The organism is Bacillus cereus (assembly GCF_002567495.1).
Taxonomy (GTDB): Bacteria; Bacillota; Bacilli; order Bacillales; family Bacillaceae_G; genus Bacillus_A; species Bacillus_A cereus_AQ.
The window spans coordinates 1-21,745 of record NZ_NVAP01000009.1 but is presented as its reverse complement, the minus strand read 5'-3'; the positions used below and the strand labels follow the sequence as shown (position 1 = coordinate 21,745).

Genomic DNA, 21,745 nt, shown 5'->3' with positions numbered 1-21,745 from the left:
CAAAAAGACCCAATCTATCCGATTGGGTCTTTTTTCTTTACTTATTAAAGTGTTGTACGATCGCTTCTACAATGCGCTCTGATGCACGACCATCACCGTAAGGGTTAGATGCTTTCGCCATCTTATCATGAGCTTCTTTATTTGATAACAACTCATCAGCAAGACCAAAGATTGTCTCTTCGTCTGTTCCTGCTAATTTCAGCGTACCTGCTTCAATACCTTCAGGGCGTTCTGTTGTATCACGAAGAACAAGAACTGGTACACCAAGTGATGGAGCTTCTTCTTGTACACCACCAGAATCCGTTAACATTAAGTATGAACGAGCTGCAACATTATGGAAATCAATTACATCTAGCGGCTCAATTAAATGAATACGGTTATGTTCACCTAAAATCTCATTTGCTATTTCACGAACAACAGGGTTCATATGAACAGGGTATACAACTTGTACATCTTCATGCTTATCAACAAGACGCTTAATTGCACGGAACATATTACGCATCGGTTCACCTAAGTTTTCACGACGGTGAGCTGTCATAAGTACAAGACGGTCATTTCCAAGTTTCTCTAGTACAGGATGACTATATGTTTCTTTTACAGTCGTTTGTAGTGCGTCAATCGCTGTATTTCCTGTGATGAAAATACGTGACTCATCTTTATTTTCCTTCTGTAAGTTCGTTGCTGATTTTGCTGTCGGTGAGAAATGAAGATCCGCCATTACGCCTGTTAATTGACGATTCATCTCTTCTGGATATGGAGAATACTTATCCCACGTACGAAGACCTGCCTCAACATGGCCTACTGGAATTTGATTATAAAAAGCAGCTAAGCTTGCAATAAATGTTGTTGTTGTATCACCATGTACAAGTACAATATCCGGCTTCGCTTCTTTCATTACTTTATCCAAACCTTCTAAACCACGCGTTGTAACATCAATTAAAGTTTGGCGGTCTTTCATAATATTTAAATCGAAATCTGGCGTAATTCCAAAGATACTTAATACTTGATCTAACATTTGACGATGTTGTGCTGTTACAGTCACAATCGATTCGATTTTTTCTGGATGTTTTTGCAACTCTAATACAAGAGGTGCCATTTTAATTGCTTCTGGACGTGTCCCGAAAATTGTCATTACTTTTAAACGTTCAGTCATGTGATTGCCTCTTTTCTTTCACTAGTTACAGCTTCTATTATGACATATAAAAATAGGCATGAGTACATCCCTTTTTAACGCACAACAGAAACATTTCTATTACAAATACTTTTTCTTCCAACCGAGTAATAATCTATCTTTTGTTTCTTAACATCTTCATCAGTATAACAATTTCTCCCATCAAATAAAATAGGCTCCCTCATCAGTTGTACGTACCTTTCTAACGGATAAACTCGAATAGTTTCCCATTCTGTTACGATAAAAACCGCACTCGCCTCTCTAATCGATTCATCTATACATCTACTATATTGTATAGCCTCTCCAAATATATTTTTCACATGTTGAATCGCTTTTGGGTCATATAAAATGACATCCGCACCTATATTAAGTAATTCTTCTATTATAATGAGAGATGATGCCTCTCTAATATCGTCCGTATTCGGTTTAAATGATGCGCCAAGAACTGCAATCCGCTTTTTCTTCATGTTCATGACTTTTTTCGCTTTTTCAATCAATAGCAATTGTTGCTTATTATTTACTTCAATAACCGCTTTTAACAAACGAAAATCATGAGCAACATTTCCTGCAATTTGCACCAGTGCTTTCATATCTTTTGGAAAACACGAACCTCCGTATCCAATGCCCGCATTTAAAAAAGATGCACCAATTCTTTTATCCATTCCCATCCCTTTGGCAACATCCAATACATTTGCGCCTACCTTCTCACATATATTTGAAATTTCATTAATGAAACTAATCTTTGTAGCTAAAAAAGCGTTCGACGCGTATTTAATCATCTCTGCACTTTTAATATCTGTAACATACGTTTCTAAGCATAATTGGCTATACAAACTTTCTACTCTTCTCGCTACTTCCTCACTATCCGCTCCAATTACAATACGATCTCCATGAAAGAAATCATAAATACCTGAACCTTCACGCAAAAACTCCGGATTAGATACGATATGTAATGTATACCTCCCTTGTAACTTCTCCTCAATCCATCCCTTCATTACATCATTTGTACCTACCGGAACTGTGCTTTTCGTAACAACAATAATATCATTCGTCGCATATAATCCAATATCATTACAAGCACTCTGAATATACGTTAAATCCGCCGTCCCATCTAATAAAGGTGGTGTTCCAACTGCAATAAATATAAACTCTACATCATCAAATGCCTCTTTTTTATTTGATGTAAAAGTTAAAGCATTATTCTCATATGCATGATTTATTAATTCATGTAATCTAGCCTCATAAATAGGTAAATCCCCTTGTTTTATCCGTTCAATTTTTTCATCATCTATATCAAAACATGTAACTGAATGTCCCAATTTTGCCAACCCTACTCCTGTAATCAATCCAACATATCCAGTACCTATTATCGTAATTTTCATTTCCCTTTCGCACAGGAATTTACAATAGAAAAGATACGAACACATAGAACTCTCCCTGTGCTTCCCCCCTCTCACATTAAAAATGAGAAAATCCCTTTCCTTCTTCAGTATATGAATTACTTTCCTCATTTTTTTTAAAGTTTTTGTAAAATTAAATGCACTATAATATAAAGTGAAACTTTAATTAGCCCTCACCAATCGGGCTTGTACGGGCAACCCGACCCCAACCTAACTTCTTTGCTTTCGCTGAATTTTGAAGTGGGGGTTTTACTGCCCGGCAAATAGCCGGATAAGGTGAAATTTAATCAGTGAGAATCAGGCTGCTAGTTCACGCGAGATAAATTCCCACATTTTAACACGGTACTTACTCATTTCTACGTGCAACACTTATAATACTGAAATAAAAGTATTCACTATCGAAGAAAAAGAGAAAATGTCACATTCAAAAGTCTAATGCGATTAACCTTCTCAAATGATTCAACATTCTTTATACGATTGTCATATATTCTATCTGCTTCCAGTAACCGTAAAGAGAAAAAAAGATTGAATTCTAATCTTTTTGTGATACCATATGTTATGAGCCTGTAAATAAACATCATAATTTTCAGATAAATACATTAAAAAATTACGTTAGAATATAAAGGGTGGGGTATTAATGGACTCACAAGTGATTTATGCCATTTTGGCATCTTTCATCACTGTACTCGTCGTTACTCCTTTAGTTATTAAATTAGCTTTTAAAATAGGAGCAACAGATAAGCCAAACGCACGTAAAGTGCACCAAAAGATTATGCCTCGTCTTGGCGGGTTAGCAATCTTTATCGGTGTAGCTGTAGGATTTGTTGTCGGCGGCTTATACGAACAAAGAATGTTATCGATAACGCTAGGTGCGATTATCATTGTAATCATCGGAATTTTAGATGATATGTACGAGTTATCTGCGAGAGTAAAATTCGGTGGACAACTGTTAGTTGCCATTATGATTGTAAAAAGTGGATTATTAGTGCAAGTATTATATATCCCAATCCTTGGGGATACTGAACTTGGATGGCTTGCTTATCCAATTACAGTATTTTGGCTTGTAGGTATTACGAATGCAATCAACTTAATTGACGGCTTAGATGGATTATCTGCTGGGATATCATCTATCGTACTTGCAACGCTAGCATATATGGCCTTCACTAGCCCATGGGGTACTGGAACAGCTATTATCTTGCCACTCGCATTAATTATATTAGCAAGTACAATTGGATTTTTATTCTACAACTTCCATCCAGCAAAAATTTTCATGGGAGATACAGGAGCACTATTTTTAGGATACTGTATTTCTGTTATATCGTTACTTGGATTATACAAAAGTGTAACGTTATTCAGTTTTATCGTTCCAATTATCATTTTAGGTGTACCTATATTTGATACGATATTTGCAATCATCCGTCGTATCGTAAATAAAAAACCTATTTCAGCACCAGATAAATCGCATTTACATCACCGCTTACTTGCAATGGGATTCTCTCATCGTAAAACGGTACTAATTATATACGCATTCGGTATTTTCTTTAGTGTAAATGCCATTATTTTCACTAGTGCAACATTATGGTTATCCATTATTCTTCTTTTCGCTTTGATTTTCTTCACAGAAATCATTGCCGAAATAATCGGGCTTGTACACGAACGTTACAAACCACTTATTTCCTTTTATAAAAAAGTGAAAAAACGCGAAGACTAATTGTAGTATAGCCTTTTCAATTATGAAATATTCAAATAGCATCCTTTAGGATGCTATTTTTATTCCTTATTTTATATTTCCAAAATATAGATTGTTTGAGAGTTCCTCTATTGGAGAAAGATATACATAATAAGAAAAGTATCAAGTTTTTTTACATCTTGATTGTCAAACTGAGGGTGAATGTTATGATCAAGCGAATATTTCAATGTATTATTTTATTCTTAACAATTACTATGTACGCATCATCTAATACTGAAGCAACAACCGTTATTCCTGCTGAACATCATCCAAATACTGAAACGACCTCTCCTACACAAAAAATTGCGTACTTAACATTTGATGACGGGCCAAACAAATATACTACACAAATTTTAAACATCTTAAAAGAAAAGAACGGAAAAGCAACTTTCTTTGTTATTGGCGGAAAAGTGCCGCATTACAGAAAAACGATGCAACGATTAATTAAAGAAGGACATTATATCGGGCTCCATAGCATGTCACATGATGTAAAACGCCTTTACACTGGTGACCCTTCCACTTTAATTTCAGAAATGGAACAAACACAAAGCATTGTCCAGCAAGTTACGAAATTAAATACACATCTCGTTCGCGTTCCATATGGTAGTATGCCTTACTTAAAAAAGAATTACCGTGACGCACTTGTATCAGCCCAGTATAAAATGTGGGATTGGACGATCGATACTTATGACTGGAAAAGCTATGATAATCCTTCTGCCATACTCGAAAGAGTGCGTAATCAAAGTGATGAACAAGTCGAAGTTATTTTAATGCATGATTCGAGTGTGACCGTACAAATACTGCCAAAAGTAATTGATTATTTACAGTCACAAGGATACAAACTTCTTCCCTATAATCCATCTTCTCATCTCGAGGTAAATTTTTGGAAAGACACAAGATTGTAACAGCTTTAGTACTTCTAGACTAAAGCTGTTTTATTTTTCTCTTCCCACCCTTCCCATTTTTGTGTAAAATTTTAAATAGTGATGAAGTTTCGAGGTGAATGGAAATGAAACGAATAGATCTCATTTTTAATGCAATACAAGAAGGAAATTATACAGAAGGTGTAACCGCATCAGAACTCGCTACATTTCTACAACTAGATCGCGCCAATGTAAGTAGCGACTTAAACAAACTTGTAAAAGATAAACGGTTATTAAAAACAAATACGCGACCTGTTCGTTTTTACATAGAAACGAACACTTCGTTGGAAACGCATTCAAAAGACATAACTTCATTAGATACATTTGCAATTGAAAATACGAGCCTTAAAATCGCAATTGAAAAAGCGAAAGCTTCTATTCTCTACCCTCCAAACGGTATGCATACTTTACTACTAGGAGAAACAGGGGTCGGGAAGTCTATGTTTGCTTCTTTAATGCACGAATATGCAATTGAAGTTGAACAGCTTCCAAAAAACGCACCATTTATCGTATTTAACTGTGCTGATTACGCAAACAATCCACAACTACTACTTGGACAGTTATTTGGGATTAAAAAAGGTGCTTACACAGGTGCGAGTGATCAAAAAGGGTTAATTGAAAAAGCTCATGAAGGAATTCTCTTCTTAGATGAAGTACATCGTCTTCCTCCAGAGGGACAAGAAATGCTTTTCACCTTTATTGACCGCGGAGTATACCGCCGCCTTGGAGAAACAGAGAACGAGCGTAAAGCACAAGTATTAATCATTACTGCAACAACAGAAGAACCAAATTCATTTTTATTAAAAACATTTACAAGACGTATACCGATGACTGTTACGCTTCCACCACTTCGTGAGCGTACACATAAAGAGCGTTTTGCTTTACTACAGCGATTTTTCACAAATGAAGCAATTCGTCTAAGGAAAGAAATTCATGTTAGCCCGAATGCAATGCGTGCTTTCGTCTTTTATAATTGTCCTAATAACATTGGTCAATTAAAAACAGATGTACAAATCGCCTGTGCGAAAGCCTATTCTGATTTGGTGACAAAGAAACGTGATTCTGTCTATGTTTCAAGTACAGATTTACCTTGGTATATGAAAGAAGGGCTGTTCATTGAAAGAAAGAGCCGTCACTTATACCAAATACCAAATGAAACATTTGTATTTACAGGTGATGAGGGTTGGAGTAATCATAAAACAGAAGATGAAAAACGTTCTTCTATTTACGATTATATTGATTATAAATACGAAGAACTTCAAGCACGCGGTATTGAAGAGGAAGAATTAGAATTACTAATAGAAAATGATGTTCAAAGCTTTTTCGTACAATATTTTAACCAAATATCAAAAAAAACAAGCCATGAAAATGTTTTTAAAATTGTGGATCGTAATATCGTTTCTGTATGTGAAAAAATAGCGGAACTTGCTGAAAAGCATTTATCTAAGACGTTTGATGAAAAAGTATTTCTCGCTTTAAGCTTACATGTACAGACAACTCTACAACGTTTACAAAGCGGAAAACAAATACATCACCCACAATTAAATCAAATTCGTACGAAATATAAAGAAGCCTTTTCCGTAGCTATGCAGTGCATTCAACTTCTGGAGGAAGAATTACAAATAACAATGCCTATTGATGAAGCTGGCTTTTTAACAATGTTCTTCGTTGTTGATCCAATTCCTGCCTCACAAACAGAAGTAAAAGTATTAATATTAGCACACGGTAATGGCATCGCAACTGAAATGGCAAACGTTGCAAACGAACTTCTCGGCATTGAGGAAGTAACCGGTATTGATATGCCGTTACACGAATCACCGAAAGATTTCTTAGAGCGTGTGAAAGTTTATATGAAAACACTCCAAAATGTAAATGGGCTTCTTTTACTTGTTGATATGGGGTCACTTTCTTATATCGGTGACATATTAGAAACGGAGTTCAAAATTCCTGTACGTGTTCTCTCTATGACAAGCACGCCACATGCACTAGAAGCAGCTCGAAAAGCTCAGCTCGGTTATTCATTAGATGCACTATATGAAACAGTAAAAAATTTAACACCATTTTACTTAAACGTACAAGAAGAAAAGAAAAAGCCTCTCTCTCCAATGAAATCTGTTATTTTAACAGCTTGTTTAACTGGTGAAGGAAGTGCTTTAGCTATTCAAAAAATGTTAGAGAACTATTTACGATTTGATAAAGACTTAATTGAAATTATTCCGATTAGTATCGTCCATGAAAAAGATTTAACGAAAATGATCGAGAACATAAAAAAAGAGCGTAACATCATTTGTATCGTTACGAATTTTGATGTGCAAGTACCATGCTTAACATATCATTTCCAAGACATCGTAAACTACACAGCGATTCAGCCCATTCAAGAATTAATTACGTATGAAGAAACATATGCAAAAATGGCAGATATTCTTGAACAACAAATGCAGCGTAACGATGGGGCACTACTTATCAAAACTATTCGTTACGCATTGAATACAATTCAAGAATTAATTTCCTTACAGCTAACTCCTGATAGCTTAATGGGTGTTATTCTGCATATGAGCTGTATGGTTGACCGTCTTCAAAAAGGAGAAAGCCTTCTTCCTCATCCTGATAAAGAGAAAAGAAGACAAGATGAGTATTGGATGTATATGAAAGTGAAAAAAGCATTGCAACCAATTGAAAACACATTTGAAATACAAATACCAGATGACGAAGTATTTTACGTTATGGATTTCTTTATTAAAAATCAGCCTGTTAAAAATTAAACTAGGCGATATGATATCGTGCGTGAGAAGTAAAATTATATTAGCGATTTTCAAAATATATCGATTTACTGACAATACTCGTTACAACTAGCACCTTATATTAAGAAGAAAAGGCTGTTCCAACATATGGACAGCCTTTTCTTCTACTTCTTTACTTTTCTAACTCGCCCTCTTATTTCCCCTCCTTTGTGTGATTTCGTATGGACATTAACATATACATTTGCTTGAATAATTTCTTGAAGCAAATGTACAAATGATTTCCCTTGTAAAGGTCCCTCAAAATCCTCCACATTCACTACACCAGTAACGCTCCCCTCATTCAAGCTAATCCCTTGCTCCAATGGTCCATACAAATAGAAAACAACAGGACCAATTTGAGTAGATTTCCCTAAATGAATTTGGCATGACGTGACCTTTTCTATATTTTTTAGTATGACTCTGTAATGCAATTTCGTTAAATCATCACTGAAAATAAACTCTGCTACCCCATAAGCTTCTGTATTTACAGGAGGCATTTCCCTCTTACCTGTTAACCTGGCAAAGAAATGTGTTGTCATAAGGCATTCTCCTTATATAAATTTCCCAGCACTACTTCTACTACTTTATGGTTTAGACATAATCATTTATGACTTTTTCAATTTTAATTACGAAGAAAAGATTCACACAATCTTTACATTAGAATCGTTCCTTTTGCTTTACCACCTCTTGTATAATGCACATAGAAAAACATTCTAGGAGGTTATTTTGAAAAAAAACAAACACACCTTTCACACATTATTAGAGATTTTTCTCGTCTCATTTAAATTAGGACTTACTTCATTCGGCGGTCCTGTCGCTCATCTTGGTTATTTCCACCACGAATACGTACAAAAACGAAAATGGATGGATGACAAAAGTTACGGAGACTTAGTAGCACTGTGTCAATTCCTTCCTGGACCCGCTAGCAGTCAAGTCGGTATGGGTGTTGGATTATTAAGGGGCGGATTATTAGGGGCAATTATCTCTTGGATTGGTTTCACCCTCCCATCTGTTCTCGTTTTAGTCTTTTTTGCTTCATTCCTTAATCAAGTTGAAATGGGAAGTACAGGATGGATTCATGGACTCAAACTTGTAGCAGTCGCAATTGTCGCTCATGCAATATGGGGAATGGCGCAAAAATTAACGCCAGATCGAAACCGCGCAACAATCGCTATCGTAACAGCTTCGATTGCCCTGTTATGGCCAAGTAGCTGGACACAAGTCATTCTCATTACAATATCTGGCTTTATCGGCTGGTTTTTATATCGCAACCAACCAATTAGCCAATCTCAAAATATAAAAGTACCTATTTCAAAAAAGATAGCAGTTTCTTGTCTCGTCTTATTCTTTGGACTATTACTACTGCTACCAATATTAAGACCGTTCTCTTATTACATCGCTTTATTTGATAGTTTCTATCGCTCTGGCGCACTTGTATTTGGAGGAGGACACGTCGTGCTGCCCCTTCTTGAAGGTGAGTTCGTACAAAACGGCATGATGACGAAAGAACAGTTCCTAGCTGGATACGGATTAACACAAGCAGTACCAGGACCACTATTTACATTCGCCTCTTATATAGGAGCAGTGTTAAACGGGACGCTTGGGGCATTACTCGCAACAATTGCGATTTTCTTCCCTGCTTTCTTACTCGTTATTGGTGTTTTACCATTTTGGAACAGCGTGAGAAAAATATCATTCATACAAGGCGCACTACTCGGTGTTAATGCAGCAGTTGTCGGTATTTTACTAGCAGCTTTTTATGATCCTATTTGGACAAGCACAATTATGAACGCTGTAGATTTTGTTTTTGCATCTCTTCTATTTTGCTTGCTCGCTTTTTGGAAAACACCACCTTGGGTTATCGTTATACTGGGAGCCTTTGGCGGATATGCTCTATCCATTTTATAAATAAAAAACGACGGCATGATGTAGCCGTCGTTTTTCTATTAAAACTTCACAAGCTCTATTCCTTCTGGTAATTCGCTCTCTGTTAAAATACGCAATTCCTTCACACGATCCATTACGTAAGAAGAACGCTTCACAAGCTCTGGATCAATATAAGCTGGATGAACCATAATTTCTACCGTTTGTTCACCTTGTACTCTTTCTTTTAACTTCACAAAGTAATCTTCCGTCACACCATCCGCATAAAAGTCACTGTAAAACACATCAGAAAATGGGCGCACCGCTCTATCTTCTTCACAACGACGAATCGGAACATTATATGTAGCCGCTAATCTCTCAAGGACATCATGTAAAATCGGTAAACCATGCACATGATGATGACTATCTAAATGAGTTAGTGTTAATCCGTAAGATAAAAACTTCTCAATTTGAGCAGTCCATTCTCTCTCAACTTCTTCTGGATTTATATTCCCTTCCCTTACAACACTTTGCTTATGAAACGATCCGTTTGCCCCTACGAGTGATGGTACATCCTTTAACAGTGGTTCTCCTGCCGTTAATACGAGATGCACTCCTACTCCTAATGTTTTATGCTCCTTTGCTAAACGTACCGCATGCTCTGTTCCTGGCATATTCATCATCATCGTCGTTGAATTTACAAGTCCATTTATATGTCCATCAATAATGCCGTAATTTGTACCCTCTGTAAGACCGAAATCATCTGCATTTACAATTAACTGAATCATCGTAATACCTCCTAATAGAATAAAAAAAGCGGGCTAAATAGCGCCGCTTTTACTTCTCTACCTTTTTAAAGAACTGCGGAAGATATTCTTTATGTGCTTCCAACATTTCATCTAAAATTTGTTTTGCAACTTTATCTGATGGTACAAGTGGATTGATTGTCATAGCAAGCAGCGCTTTATGATAATCCCCTGTAACAGCAGCTTCAATTGTCGTGCGCTCGAATGATTTAATTTGTTGTACTAAACCGCGAACTGGTACTGGAAGATCTCCAACCGCAATTGGTTTTGGACCTTCTTTCGTAATAATACAGTTCACTTCAACAGCTGAATCATGTGGTAAGCTTGCAATTGTTCCGTTGTTTCGTGTATTAACAGGCTGGATATCACCTTTATTATTGTAAATAGACGTAATTAAGCTACATGCTGCATCACTATAATAAGCTCCTCCACGTTTTTCTAATTGTGGTGGCTTAATATCTAAATTCGGGTCTTTATATAACTCAAATAAATCATTTTCTAATTGTTTTACTACTTCTGCACGTGTACCTTTTTCAACAGAAGCTTCTTTCTCTTCTTCTAACATTTCACGTGTTTTGTAGTAGTAACGATGGTATGGACATGGAATCGCGCGAAGACCACGAATAAAGTCTGGCTCCCAATTAAGCGCTGCGATATTTTCCATCGTAATTTGCTTTTCTGGATCTGTTACAAGCTCTAACACACGATCCATTACACTTACGCCATCTAAGTATACATCTAGTCCGTATACCATATGATTTAAACCTGCGAAATCAACGTGGACACGACTCGCATCTACTTCAAGTAATCTTGCCAGACCCATACGAATTCCGATTGGAACGTTACATAGACCAACTACTCTTTGAATATTTGTATAACGAAGGACAGCTTCTGTTACCATACCAGCTGGATTTGCAAAGTTAATTAACCATGCATTTGGACAGAGCTCCTCCATATCTTTACAAATATCTAAAATAACAGGAATCGTTCTCAACGCTTTGAATAAACCACCAGGACCATTTGTTTCCTGACCGATTACATCATATTTTAACGGGATTGCTTCATCTTTTGCACGTGCTTCTAATAAACCTACGCGAAGCTGCGTTGTTACGAAATCAGCATCCTTTAATGCCTCGCGGCGATCGAGTGTTAAATGTACCTCGATTGGTAAACCAGATTTTTTCACCATACGTTTCGCTAAGTTACCAACAATTTCCAACTTTTCTTTTCCTGCCTCAATATCTACTAACCAAATTTCACGAACAGGAAGCTCATCATAACGCTTAATAAATCCTTCAATTAATTCTGGTGTATAACTAGATCCACCGCCGATTGTAGCAATTTTAATTCCAGTCATGCTTTATTCCCCTTTCGCTTCTAACTTTTTATAAAGGTCAATAAATTCTGCTGCTAATTCTTTTACTGTAATCGCATTCATTAAATGATCTTGTGCGTGAATTAAAAGAACACTAATTTCTGTTTTTTCTCCTCTTGCTTCTGATTGTATGAGCTCTGTTTGGAAATGATGCGCTTCATTAATCGCTTCTTTCGCCTTTACCATCGCTTCATCAGCCTCTGCCATTTTCCCCTGTTTGGCAAATTGAAGTGCCTCCATTGCAAAGCTTCGTGCATTACCACTATTTAAAATTAATTGGAATGGAATTTGTTCTGCTGTAGTCATCATAATTACCGCCCTCTCTATTATGGTTCAACCGATTTAAATACCCCTTCAGTTTGAACATTTCTATTAAATTATTAATTTATGAATGATAGTTTGGTGTTCTTGAGGATGGGTCTCATCTTTCTGAACATGATATAAAGGTAATTATTCTGACGAGCTATAGGAACTCGTCAGAATAATATTTTTAAAGTGATACTGTATTGTCGCTTCCTTTTGTTTCAGCTTTTGCAGCTTGCACATAAGTACGATCACACATTAATACGAATGGATAGTAAATTACTACCGCGATTGCAAAGTTTACCACTTGTAGTGCTGCACCAGCGATGCTTCCGCCCGCTACAAGATAACCACTAAAGATTGGTGGCATTGTCCAAGGAACTAAAGCAACTGTTTTTGGTACCCACCCTAAAGAAATCGCTGTATAAGAAGTAATTACTAATACAACCGGTGTAAGTACGAATGGAATGATTAACGCTGGATTTAATACGATTGGTGTACCGAAAATAACTGGTTCGTTAATATTGAAGAAACCAGGACCGATAGATACGCGACCTACACCACGAAGTTGCGCACTTTTTGCAACAAGCATTACCGCTACTAAGAATGCTAATGTTGCACCTGATCCGCCGATGTATACGTATACATCAAAGAATGGCTTTGTGAAAATGTGCGGTACATCATATGCAGACATACCATCGTTAAATAATTTAATGTTCTTTTCTAGTGCTGGTAAATAAATTGGGTCGATAATACCACCGATAATATTAGGACCATGTAATCCGAAGAACCATAATACGTGAATAAGTAATGCGATAATAATTGCACTTGGTAACGTACCTGCTAAACCTTGTAATGGTAATTGAATTGTTTCAAATACGATTTTATGAATACTTGTTCCCGCTAATTTCACAGCTAACTGAATACTTGCTGTTACGATTAAAATAACGAATGCTGGAACTAATGCTGCGAATGATTTCATTACTGCCGGTGGAACACCATCTGGCATCTTAATTGTAATATCCCTTTGAACAAAGAACCTGAATACCTCGGTTACAAGAAGAGCTACAATGATAGAAACGAATAAACCTTGTGATCCTGTCCAAGCTAAATCAATACCGCCTTCTTTTGGCGTTGTCGGAGATATAATAATTAATGCACCGAATGTAATAATTGCTGCTGACAACGCGTCTACACCGTAAGATTTCGCTAAATTATAACTTATCCCAACTGCGGCTATGAGAGCTAATATTGCAAAGGACCCTGTCCACATACCACCGCCGATATCTTTCCAAACATCCCCAAATGCACCCTTCATAAGTTTTTGGAATGCATCAACTGGTAGATTATTTATAAGTACTGCAAACGATCCAACTAAAATAAGAGGCATAACTGCGATAAAACCATCACGGATTGCAACTAAATGACGCTGCGATCCGATTCTTCCTGCGACTGGAACTAAATATTTCTCCATAAATGCAATAAACTTTTGCATTTCGCTTCCCCCCTAATTATTTTTTAAGTGTTAATGCGTGATCTAAAACTGCTTCTCCATTCATCATGCCGTAATGCATTGGATTGATAACGTCGATTCCAACGTTTCTCTCGTCAGCGAGCGTTTTCATTGAAGAAAGCATGTAACGAACTTGTGGTCCTAGTAATAATACATCTGCTTGATCGATATTTGTTTTTACTGCATCCCCAGATACAGCCCAAATCTTTCCTTCTAGACCGCGAGCTTTTGCAGCCGCTTCCATTTTTGTAACTAGTAAACTTGTAGACATCCCTGCTGAGCAACATAATAAAATATTCATTTGAAAATCCCCCTTGTGTAGTATAAAAAATTTATGTTTTATTTATTTTTCTTTACGCTATTTATTAATGCAATTAGCGTGCCAACTTTTTAAAACCACTAAAATCAGTGCTTTTTCGAGCATTTTCTTTGTGTGTTAACGCTTTCAATTAGTGTGTCACTCAAAAAACACACAGTGTGTTATAAAACAACACGCTTTTAACACATAACTGTATGAAAATAGATTAGTGTTTAGTTGTCTAGTTATGTTTAACATAAAAAAACACTGAAAAAAACTTTTTCAGTGAAAAATAACTCATTATTTTAACCCACTATTTAGTTAAACCAATCGAGCTTTTACGGGCAGTTGATCCCCTACCTAACTTCTTTGCTTTCATTGAATTTTGAGGTGGAGGTCTTACTGCCCGTTAATGCGAAATAAAAAACCTTGCATGCGCAAGGTTCATTCATCCACCGACATCTTCCTATATAACTCTACGAACTCACTCGCTAATTCTTTTACTGTAATTGCATTCATTAAATGATCTTGCGCGTGCACCATCAAGAGTGTAACTTCAGTTTTTTCACCACCAGCTTCTTTCTGGATGAGGTCGGTTTGTACACGGTGCGCCTCTTTTAATTCATCTAGCGCTTCTTGTAATTTAGCTTCTGCCTCTGTAAAATCCCCACGCTTCGCACAATCAATTGCTTCCATTGAACAACTTCTCGCATTTCCTCCATGCAAGATTAAATGAAAAGCTTTCGTTTCTATCGTATCCATTTTAGTTCTTTACGCCCCCTTTTCTTCCGCTAATTTTTGTTTATCCCATATTTTTAAGAATGGTAAATAAATAAAGAATGCCAGCGCAAAGTTCACAAGTTGCAAAATAACACCTGAAATTTTTCCGCCCGATCCTAAATATCCACTAAATAGAATAGGTGTAGTCCATGTTACAGCAGCACCACTTGGGCGAGCTACCAATCCCCATTCCATTGCGAAATAAGAAACAATCGTTAACACAACTGGAACCAATATAAATGGAATCAGTAACAGTGGGTTCATGACAATTGGCATACCGAAAGTCACCATTTCGTTAATATTAAAAATACCGGGTGCAATTGACAATCGTCCTAAACTTTTTAATTGCTGACTTCTTGCAAACAATAACATTCCGACAACTAAAGCTAGTGTTGCCCCGGAACCACCCATATAAATCCATAAATCAAAAAACTGTGCGGTAATTGTATTCGGTACATCTTGACCAGCCTGAAAAGCAATCCGGTTCTGATCCATTAACGATAACCAAATTGGACTCATTACGCCGCCCACAATTGTAGCCCCATGAATTCCACATGCCCAAAGGACATGAACAAGAATAACCGCTATGACTGCTCCCCAAAGACTCGCACCAAGTATACTAAGTGGTTCTTGCAGTAGCTTCCCTACAACATTATGAATGCTGCCGAAAGTTGTGTGTTCAAAAATTAATCTAATAATCCAAACAACTGTCACAACAATAAATCCTGGAATAAGCGCTGCAAATGAACGCGTTACTGCCGGCGGAACTGTCTCAGGCATCTTTATAATCATTTTTTTCTGCACAAGATATCGGTATATTTCAGTAGATATAATTGCAATAATCATCGCTACAAATAAACCTTGGCTTCCCATTAATGCCGCTGGGATTACTCCATCTACCAGTATACTTTCTTTCGTACCCGGCATGATATATGCAACTTGAAATGGAGTTGCAAGTAAAAACGTCACAAGTGACAATGCTCCGGATGCTAAAGCATCAACTTTATAATATTCCCCAAGTCTGTAAGCGATTCCAAAAACAGCTATTAAAGCCATTATATTAAAAGTTGCACTAACTGGATACCCTAATGCTACGTTCCATTTTCCCCCAAATAAACTCGCCATAAATTCATTGTAGCCCGGGATTGGTAATGTACTAATAATAAGAAAAATTGATCCGATAATTAAGAATGGCATCGTCAGAACAAGTCCGTCACGAATTGCCAACAAATGCCTCTGTTCTGCAACCTTCCCTGCTACCGGCATCACGTACTTCTCTAAAAACCGTATCATCTATCCCACTCTCCTCATGGTTTCATTGACAAAGCTGCTTGCAAGATAGCTTCTCCATTACAAAGTCCGTAATGAACGGATTGAATGACATCAACAGGTATCCCTTTCTCTTTACATAATTCTTTCATTTTCGGTAATAAATAACGTACTTGCGGTCCAAGGAAAAGGACATCAGCTTTATCAATGTGACTATTTACTTCAGAACCTGATACTGCCCAGATTTTTACCTCTATCCCTCTTGCCTCTGCTGCTTTCTCCATCTTTGTAACAATCAAACTGGAAGACATTCCCGCTGCACAGCAAAGTAAAATATTCATCCCGCTTCCCTCCCCCTTTTTCTAAACCTAACTTACGGTGCACCCCTTGCCACCACTAGGTTACAAATATATATGTCTAGATTTCCTGCTGTATGCCGAGCTTAAAAACAAAAATTTCTTCGTTTTCGCGCTATTCCATCTATCCGTATTCTCCTAGTAAAGAGGACTCTAACTCGCTATAATGATTCAGTATGATTTTTTTAATTGATAGGAGGATATATTTATGAAGGCATATCGCTTTCCGCTTATTTTATTATCTTCTATCCTAATTGGTGGTTTCATTGGTTATTTCATGGGTGCCGATGCAGTTGCTTTAAAGCCGCTTGGTGACATTTTCTTGAACTTAATGTTTACGATTGTTGTACCTTTAGTGTTCTTTAGTATCGCATCGTCTATTGCTAATATGGATGGATTAAAACGTTTCGGTAAAATTATGTCTAGTATGGCTGGGACTTTCTTATTTACAAGTATTTTAGCTGCTATTTTTATGATTATTGTCGTGAAAGTATTCCCGCCAGCACAAGGTGTTGTACTAGAACTAACACAACCTGACAAAGCTGATAAAGCTGTTAGTGTTGCAGATCAAATCGTCGGTATTTTAACAGTATCTGACTTCTCGAAGTTACTATCTCGTGAAAATATGTTAGCTCTTATTTTCTTCTCTATTTTAATGGGGGTTGCAACTTCAGCAGTTGGCGAAAAAGGAAAGCCATTCGCTACATTCCTACAAGCTGGTGCAGAGATTTCAATGAAGGTTGTATCTTTCATTATGTACTACGCTCCAATCGGACTTGCTGCTTACTTTGCAGCATTAGTTGGTGAATTTGGACCACAACTTCTTGGAACTTACTTCCGAGCAGCAATGGTATACTATCCAGCTTCTCTAATTTATTTCTTTGTATTCTTCACGTTCTATGCATACCTTGCAGGTCGCAAGCAAGGTGTACAAGTATTTTGGAAGAACATGGTCTCTCCTACAGTTACATCACTTGCAACTTGTAGTAGTGCCGCAAGTATTCCAGCGAACTTAGAAGCAACGAAGAAAATGGGTATTTCTTCAGACGTTCGTGAAACAGTTGTCCTTCTTGGTTCTACACTTCATAAAGACGGCTCTGTTTTAGGCGGCGTATTAAAAATTGCTTTCTTATTCGGTATTTTCAACATGGAATTCGAAGGACCGAAAACATTAGCAATTGCACTTGTCGTTTCTTTATTAGTAGGAACAGTAATGGGTGCTATTCCGGGTGGAGGTATGATTGGTGAAATGTTAATCGTTTCTCTATACGGATTCCCACCAGAAGCACTGCCTATTATCGCTGCAATTAGTACAATCATTGATCCACCTGCAACAATGTTAAACGTAACAGCAGATAATGCTTGTGCTGTAATGACAGCTCGCCTTGTAGAAGGTAAGAATTGGATCAAAAACAAATTTGCTTAATAGATAGAAAGAGGATGCTCCAAACGAGCATCCTCTTTTTTGTTGTAATATATATTTCGAAATAATCCATTCCGCCACAAATTTGTTACAATCTTCACAAACATTCCACACCTCTCATCCATTCTCCGTACTATAATCATGTATGGAAAAGGAGATGGACACGATGACTCAAAGCGCACCAGAATTTAAAGTTTTGCAAAGCATTGCATTTCTCGCTGTCGTTTTGCAAAGTTCCTTATTATATACAATGAATCAAGGAAATGTCTTACTTGAGCAATCCCTCATTATGGGCATGCTATTTAATCTTGCAAAATTTTCAGCACCAGCATTCATATTTATCGTTGGATTTCACTTAATTCGGCACTATACAAAGCAATTAGTATATAAAGAATATATTTCTGAAAAAGCGACACACTTACTCATTCCTTATTTCTTTTGGTCTATTCTTTACCTATTAACAACAAACGATCTTATTACATTACAAAGCGGAATAAAAAGTTTATTACTCGGAACAGCCGCTCCTCATCTTTGGTATGTTATTATGATGTTCCAAATTCACTTATTGTTCCCTTTACTATGTACACTTTTTTATTGGTTTCAAAAACGAACAGAAAATAAAAAAGACATATATACATATATGACCTTCTTCGCGTGCCTATATTTCCTATTAATGTGGTTCTCTTCTCACTATATTTTTAATGGAGAAAAATTAACGAGTTCGACCATTTTACATTATACAGATCGTTCATTTCTATTCTACTCATTCTATTTCGTTATGGGAGGCATTGCCGCTGTAGCACTAAAAACTTGGCGTCTATTCGTCATGAAACATATCCCGCTTATAACAATAATATTTTTCATTTTATTTTTATTCATCAATTATGAGTTGTTTAGTTTTTACGGAGCAAACTCTATTCATTTAACTGTTTCTACCTATTTAAAACCATCTATGTTTTTATATATCGTATGCGAAATTATCATACTGTATGTGTTGTCTATTACGATAGTACAGCGTCGTGGTTTCTTATATAAAACGTTACGTTTCATTGGAAATTACACGTATGGTGCTTATTTAGCTCATTTATTCTTCTTGCAACTATGCACAAAACTTCTTTCCTTATTCACGCTGCAAGAAAATACTATATTATATACTCTATTACTCTTTGTATTAACGGCCATCATCTCTATTTCAACAATGGTCATTTGTAGCACACTACCATTTCATACTTGGATTACAGGGCCTTCTCCTACAACAAAGATGAAATGGACGAAGATTGTATTTCGAAAAAATCATAAAAAACTATTCAAACCATATGTTTGATATAATAATACTCATATAAAAAAGAAAGCGAGAGACACCTATGATTAATCAAGTTGGACAAATTATGCTATATGTAAATAACCAAGACGAAACAGTACAATTTTGGACAGAAAAAGTAGGGTTCCAAATCATTGCGGAAGAAAATAACGGAAATGGATTCCGCTGGATTGAAATTGCACCAGCGAAAGAAGCAGGAACAAGCATCGTCCTTCACGATAAAGCGTTAATCGCAAAGATGCAACCTGAACTAAATCTTAATACACCTTCACTTATGTTCTTCTCAAATGACTTAGACCGTCTATATAAAGATCTTTCTGAGAAAAATGTCACAGTTGGACAAGTTGTAGATTTACCTACTGGTAGAGCATTCAACTTTGCTGATAATGAAAATAATTATTTTGCAGTAATGGAGAGAAAATAATAACCTACTTACTTAATAAAAAGAAGCCATCCAAATACCTTTTGGAATGGCTTCTTTTTATATTTTCTCTATAGTTTTACGCTTCTTTCTTCTATATAAAGCGAATAGAACTGCACCGACAACAATTGCACCTGCTCCGATCATCCGTTTATCTACTCCAACAACTTCCTTAATCTCCTCTTTTTCCTTTTGATCATACGGAACACGATGACCACGAACTAGTAACCTATGAGTGTTTACACCATATGGCGTACACGTAATTAACGTCACATAATCTTGATTTTCAACAACTGCTAAATCATCTGTCTCTTCTGGTAGCACCACTTTAATTTGATCCACCTTATACGCCAGTACTTTATCTAAAGAATGAATATAAAAAACATCTGATTTCTCTAATTTATCCAAGTCTGTAAATAGTACAGCAGAAGGCAAACCTCTATGCCCAGTCAAGATAGAATGTGTTCCTTCCCCACCAACTGGTAAGGATGAATTTTCTATATGACCTACTCCTCTATTTAAAACACTTTCTGAAGTTCCATGATATATAGGCAATTTCACGTTAACTTTCGGTATTTCTACATATCCCATTACCTCTCCGACATTTAACATATCTACATAAGAACTTGAATTTCCACTGCCATCTGAACTAAATGGATCTGTAACTGTCCGTTTCTCATTTTGTAATTTTTCATTGTACGCTTTCGCTTCTTTTTCTCTACGTTCAATCTCTTCTCTTTGCAACTCTTTCACTTTTTCGTCATATGTACTCACTTCAGAATAATGCGCTCGTGTCGCTAACCAATTACTCACTGTCGGGTATAAAAAGATACTAAGTCCCACTAAAAAAATACACCCAAAAATAATATTACGTTTCATAATATACCCCTTCTATTATGTAGAAATAGAGAAAAGAGGAAGATATTCTTTCTTCCTCTTTTCAACCTATGTCAGTGCGCTTATTGAGCTTTCCTTCTTAAGAACATAAACGCCGCCCCCATTAATACAAGGCCAACTACTGTAAATAAGATTGTCCCGATTCCACCTGTTGCTGGAAGGATCCAGCCACTCTTATTATTTTCTACAGTTAAATTTACTGTTTGGTTATCTTTATTAATTGTTACTTTAATTGGCTCTCTTAATTTTTGATAAGATTTCACTTCACCTTTATCATTCTTATAAGTCGGTGCTTCAATTTCGACGATTTCGTATTCACCATAAGGAATTTCTGCCCAATTAATCATACCATCTGCATTAGATTCGCCCACTTGTTCCACACCATTTACTTTTATAACGTTACCATCTTTATCTTGAAGTTTAAATTTTGCACCTTTTAATGCTTCTTTACTTTCACCGTCAATTTTTTTCAATGAAACCTTACCAGCAGTTACTACAACCGTTACAGGAGGCGTTGTTGTTTTATCCTCTGGCTCTGGTGGTACTTTATCACCAGTTTCATAATCAATATTCGCGATATTCTCTATTTTTTCTCCGCCTTTAATATCTGCATTTACTTTCGCCTTAATTTGCAAGTGTAGTTCTTTTTTATCTTTTAAAGCCTCAAATTTCTCTACAGTAACTGTCACTAATTGACCTTCAGCAGTTTTTTCACCTAATGTTACTTTTACTACATCCGAAGATACTTCTTTACCATCAATTGTAACAACCGGTGTACCGATAATCGTTAATTTTGGATCAACTTTATCTGTTACAACGTATTTCTTGTACGTATGAATATCACCTGGTAGTGTCGTTTTAATGTCATATGTGAATTCTTCACTTACGTTAATTGGTAGCCCACTTAAATTACCATTGATTTTCTTATCAATAAAAACACTTAAATACCTTTCCTTCCATGTAAAACAATGCCAATTTTTAATTTGTATGTTCATTATATTTATTTTTAAATTTTATTTCTATAATGTTCCAACAATTGGTATACTTAGATTCCAGAATATTCAAACCTACATAAATAAAAATATATAAAAAAATGCAAAATAAAAATAAGCTATCC

Annotated in this window: 20 protein-coding genes; 7 read left to right on the top strand and 13 right to left on the bottom strand. The window is 36.3% G+C overall.

The features are described 5' to 3' along the window. Positions 1-37: 37 nt before the first annotated feature. Both wecB and COK05_RS04020 read right to left on the bottom strand, forming a co-directional pair. Positions 38-1,153, bottom strand: coding sequence for a non-hydrolyzing UDP-N-acetylglucosamine 2-epimerase (gene wecB / locus COK05_RS04025; RefSeq protein ID WP_098611561.1), 1,116 nt, complete (start codon positions 1,151-1,153; stop codon positions 38-40). A 74-nt stretch (positions 1,154-1,227) separates the two neighbouring features. Next, complete coding sequence (locus tag COK05_RS04020) at positions 1,228-2,553, bottom strand: UDP-glucose dehydrogenase family protein (RefSeq protein ID WP_098611560.1); 1,326 nt, start codon at positions 2,551-2,553, stop codon at positions 1,228-1,230. A gap of 655 nt (positions 2,554-3,208) precedes the next feature. Here COK05_RS04020 and COK05_RS04010 point away from each other — a divergent pair. The 3 genes from COK05_RS04010 to COK05_RS04000 all read left to right on the top strand — a co-directional run bounded on the left by COK05_RS04010 (position 3,209) and on the right by COK05_RS04000 (position 7,985). After that, the gene (locus COK05_RS04010; RefSeq protein WP_098611558.1) at positions 3,209-4,282 is read left to right on the top strand and encodes a glycosyltransferase family 4 protein; all 1,074 of its coding nucleotides are present in this window, start codon (positions 3,209-3,211) and stop codon (positions 4,280-4,282) included. Positions 4,283-4,467: 185 nt separating this feature from the next. Beyond that, positions 4,468-5,205 carry a polysaccharide deacetylase family protein gene (locus tag COK05_RS04005; RefSeq protein WP_098611557.1) on the top strand — a complete coding sequence of 246 codons (738 nt, stop codon included), beginning with the start codon at positions 4,468-4,470 and terminating at the stop codon, positions 5,203-5,205. 104 nt (positions 5,206-5,309) lie between these two features. Beyond that, positions 5,310-7,985, top strand: coding sequence for a PRD domain-containing protein (locus COK05_RS04000; protein WP_098611556.1), 2,676 nt, complete (start codon positions 5,310-5,312; stop codon positions 7,983-7,985). A gap of 143 nt (positions 7,986-8,128) precedes the next feature. Here the strand turns inward: COK05_RS04000 and exsM are convergent, their stop codons facing one another. Beyond that, entirely contained in the window at positions 8,129-8,542 is a 414-nt protein-coding gene (exsM, locus tag COK05_RS03995) for an exosporium regulatory protein ExsM (protein ID WP_098611555.1), read from the bottom strand. A 187-nt stretch (positions 8,543-8,729) separates the two neighbouring features. Here exsM and COK05_RS03990 point away from each other — a divergent pair, with 187 nt between their 5' ends. Continuing rightward, a complete protein-coding gene (locus COK05_RS03990) occupies positions 8,730-9,911 on the top strand; it encodes a chromate transporter (RefSeq protein ID WP_098611554.1) in 1,182 nt (393 codons plus the stop codon). Between the two features lie 38 nt (positions 9,912-9,949). Here the strand turns inward: COK05_RS03990 and chbG are convergent, their stop codons facing one another. The 8 genes from chbG to COK05_RS03950 form a co-directional block, all read right to left on the bottom strand. After that, the gene (gene chbG / locus COK05_RS03985; protein WP_098611553.1) at positions 9,950-10,654 is read right to left on the bottom strand and encodes a chitin disaccharide deacetylase; all 705 of its coding nucleotides are present in this window, start codon (positions 10,652-10,654) and stop codon (positions 9,950-9,952) included. A gap of 49 nt (positions 10,655-10,703) precedes the next feature. Next, the gene (celF, locus tag COK05_RS03980) at positions 10,704-12,029 is read right to left on the bottom strand and encodes a 6-phospho-beta-glucosidase (RefSeq protein ID WP_000145762.1); all 1,326 of its coding nucleotides are present in this window, start codon (positions 12,027-12,029) and stop codon (positions 10,704-10,706) included. A 3-nt stretch (positions 12,030-12,032) separates the two neighbouring features. Next, positions 12,033-12,356 carry a PTS lactose/cellobiose transporter subunit IIA gene (locus tag COK05_RS03975; RefSeq protein ID WP_000989050.1) on the bottom strand — a complete coding sequence of 108 codons (324 nt, stop codon included), beginning with the start codon at positions 12,354-12,356 and terminating at the stop codon, positions 12,033-12,035. A 181-nt stretch (positions 12,357-12,537) separates the two neighbouring features. Beyond that, the gene (gene celB / locus COK05_RS03970; RefSeq protein WP_098611552.1) at positions 12,538-13,845 is read right to left on the bottom strand and encodes a PTS cellobiose transporter subunit IIC; all 1,308 of its coding nucleotides are present in this window, start codon (positions 13,843-13,845) and stop codon (positions 12,538-12,540) included. Between the two features lie 16 nt (positions 13,846-13,861). After that, positions 13,862-14,164 carry a PTS sugar transporter subunit IIB gene (locus COK05_RS03965; protein WP_001023569.1) on the bottom strand — a complete coding sequence of 101 codons (303 nt, stop codon included), beginning with the start codon at positions 14,162-14,164 and terminating at the stop codon, positions 13,862-13,864. Between the two features lie 441 nt (positions 14,165-14,605). Further along, positions 14,606-14,923: a PTS lactose/cellobiose transporter subunit IIA gene (locus COK05_RS03960; protein WP_098611551.1), complete on the bottom strand. Its 318-nt coding sequence runs from the start codon at positions 14,921-14,923 to the stop codon at positions 14,606-14,608. A 9-nt stretch (positions 14,924-14,932) separates the two neighbouring features. Further along, positions 14,933-16,234: a PTS cellobiose transporter subunit IIC gene (gene celB / locus COK05_RS03955; RefSeq protein ID WP_098611550.1), complete on the bottom strand. Its 1,302-nt coding sequence runs from the start codon at positions 16,232-16,234 to the stop codon at positions 14,933-14,935. A gap of 14 nt (positions 16,235-16,248) precedes the next feature. Next, positions 16,249-16,551, bottom strand: a complete 303-nt coding sequence (locus tag COK05_RS03950) for a PTS sugar transporter subunit IIB (protein ID WP_098611549.1) — start codon at positions 16,549-16,551, stop codon at positions 16,249-16,251. Positions 16,552-16,774: 223 nt separating this feature from the next. Between COK05_RS03950 and COK05_RS03945 the strand changes: the two genes are divergently transcribed. The 3 genes from COK05_RS03945 to COK05_RS03935 all read left to right on the top strand — a co-directional run bounded on the left by COK05_RS03945 (position 16,775) and on the right by COK05_RS03935 (position 19,734). Next, positions 16,775-17,992: a dicarboxylate/amino acid:cation symporter gene (locus COK05_RS03945; protein WP_029441009.1), complete on the top strand. Its 1,218-nt coding sequence runs from the start codon at positions 16,775-16,777 to the stop codon at positions 17,990-17,992. A 163-nt stretch (positions 17,993-18,155) separates the two neighbouring features. Then, entirely contained in the window at positions 18,156-19,313 is a 1,158-nt protein-coding gene (locus COK05_RS03940; RefSeq protein WP_098611548.1) for an acyltransferase, read from the top strand. Between the two features lie 40 nt (positions 19,314-19,353). Then, a complete protein-coding gene (locus COK05_RS03935) occupies positions 19,354-19,734 on the top strand; it encodes a VOC family protein (RefSeq protein WP_000610162.1) in 381 nt (126 codons plus the stop codon). 57 nt (positions 19,735-19,791) lie between these two features. Here the strand turns inward: COK05_RS03935 and COK05_RS03930 are convergent, their stop codons facing one another. Beyond that, positions 19,792-20,610, bottom strand: coding sequence for a class C sortase (locus COK05_RS03930; protein WP_098611547.1), 819 nt, complete (start codon positions 20,608-20,610; stop codon positions 19,792-19,794). An 80-nt stretch (positions 20,611-20,690) separates the two neighbouring features. Next, positions 20,691-21,623, bottom strand: coding sequence for a SpaH/EbpB family LPXTG-anchored major pilin (locus COK05_RS03925; protein WP_255290300.1), 933 nt, complete (start codon positions 21,621-21,623; stop codon positions 20,691-20,693). Positions 21,624-21,745: the final 122 nt, after the last annotated feature.

Bases quoted from the DNA above. Each gene is read 5' to 3' on its own strand.
- celF (WP_000145762.1), bottom strand. From the start codon at position 12,029: ATGACTGGAATTAAAATTGCTACAATCGGCGGTGGATCTAGTTATACA.
- COK05_RS03960 (WP_098611551.1), bottom strand. From the start codon at position 14,923: ATGGATACGATAGAAACGAAAGCTTTTCATTTAATCTTGCATGGAGGA.
- COK05_RS03935 (WP_000610162.1), top strand. From the start codon at position 19,354: ATGATTAATCAAGTTGGACAAATTATGCTATATGTAAATAACCAAGAC.
- wecB (WP_098611561.1), bottom strand. From the start codon at position 1,153: ATGACTGAACGTTTAAAAGTAATGACAATTTTCGGGACACGTCCAGAA.
- chbG (WP_098611553.1), bottom strand. From the start codon at position 10,654: ATGATTCAGTTAATTGTAAATGCAGATGATTTCGGTCTTACAGAGGGT.
- celB (WP_098611550.1), bottom strand. From the start codon at position 16,234: ATGATACGGTTTTTAGAGAAGTACGTGATGCCGGTAGCAGGGAAGGTT.
- COK05_RS03925 (WP_255290300.1), bottom strand. From the start codon at position 21,623: ATGAACATACAAATTAAAAATTGGCATTGTTTTACATGGAAGGAAAGG.
- COK05_RS03950 (WP_098611549.1), bottom strand. From the start codon at position 16,551: ATGAATATTTTACTTTGCTGTGCAGCGGGAATGTCTTCCAGTTTGATT.
- exsM (WP_098611555.1), bottom strand. From the start codon at position 8,542: ATGACAACACATTTCTTTGCCAGGTTAACAGGTAAGAGGGAAATGCCT.
- COK05_RS03930 (WP_098611547.1), bottom strand. From the start codon at position 20,610: ATGAAACGTAATATTATTTTTGGGTGTATTTTTTTAGTGGGACTTAGT.
- COK05_RS04000 (WP_098611556.1), top strand. From the start codon at position 5,310: ATGAAACGAATAGATCTCATTTTTAATGCAATACAAGAAGGAAATTAT.
- COK05_RS04010 (WP_098611558.1), top strand. From the start codon at position 3,209: ATGGACTCACAAGTGATTTATGCCATTTTGGCATCTTTCATCACTGTA.
- COK05_RS03965 (WP_001023569.1), bottom strand. From the start codon at position 14,164: ATGAATATTTTATTATGTTGCTCAGCAGGGATGTCTACAAGTTTACTA.
- COK05_RS03975 (WP_000989050.1), bottom strand. From the start codon at position 12,356: ATGATGACTACAGCAGAACAAATTCCATTCCAATTAATTTTAAATAGT.
- COK05_RS03940 (WP_098611548.1), top strand. From the start codon at position 18,156: ATGACTCAAAGCGCACCAGAATTTAAAGTTTTGCAAAGCATTGCATTT.
- COK05_RS04020 (WP_098611560.1), bottom strand. From the start codon at position 2,553: ATGAAAATTACGATAATAGGTACTGGATATGTTGGATTGATTACAGGA.
- COK05_RS04005 (WP_098611557.1), top strand. From the start codon at position 4,468: ATGATCAAGCGAATATTTCAATGTATTATTTTATTCTTAACAATTACT.
- celB (WP_098611552.1), bottom strand. From the start codon at position 13,845: ATGCAAAAGTTTATTGCATTTATGGAGAAATATTTAGTTCCAGTCGCA.
- COK05_RS03945 (WP_029441009.1), top strand. From the start codon at position 16,775: ATGAAGGCATATCGCTTTCCGCTTATTTTATTATCTTCTATCCTAATT.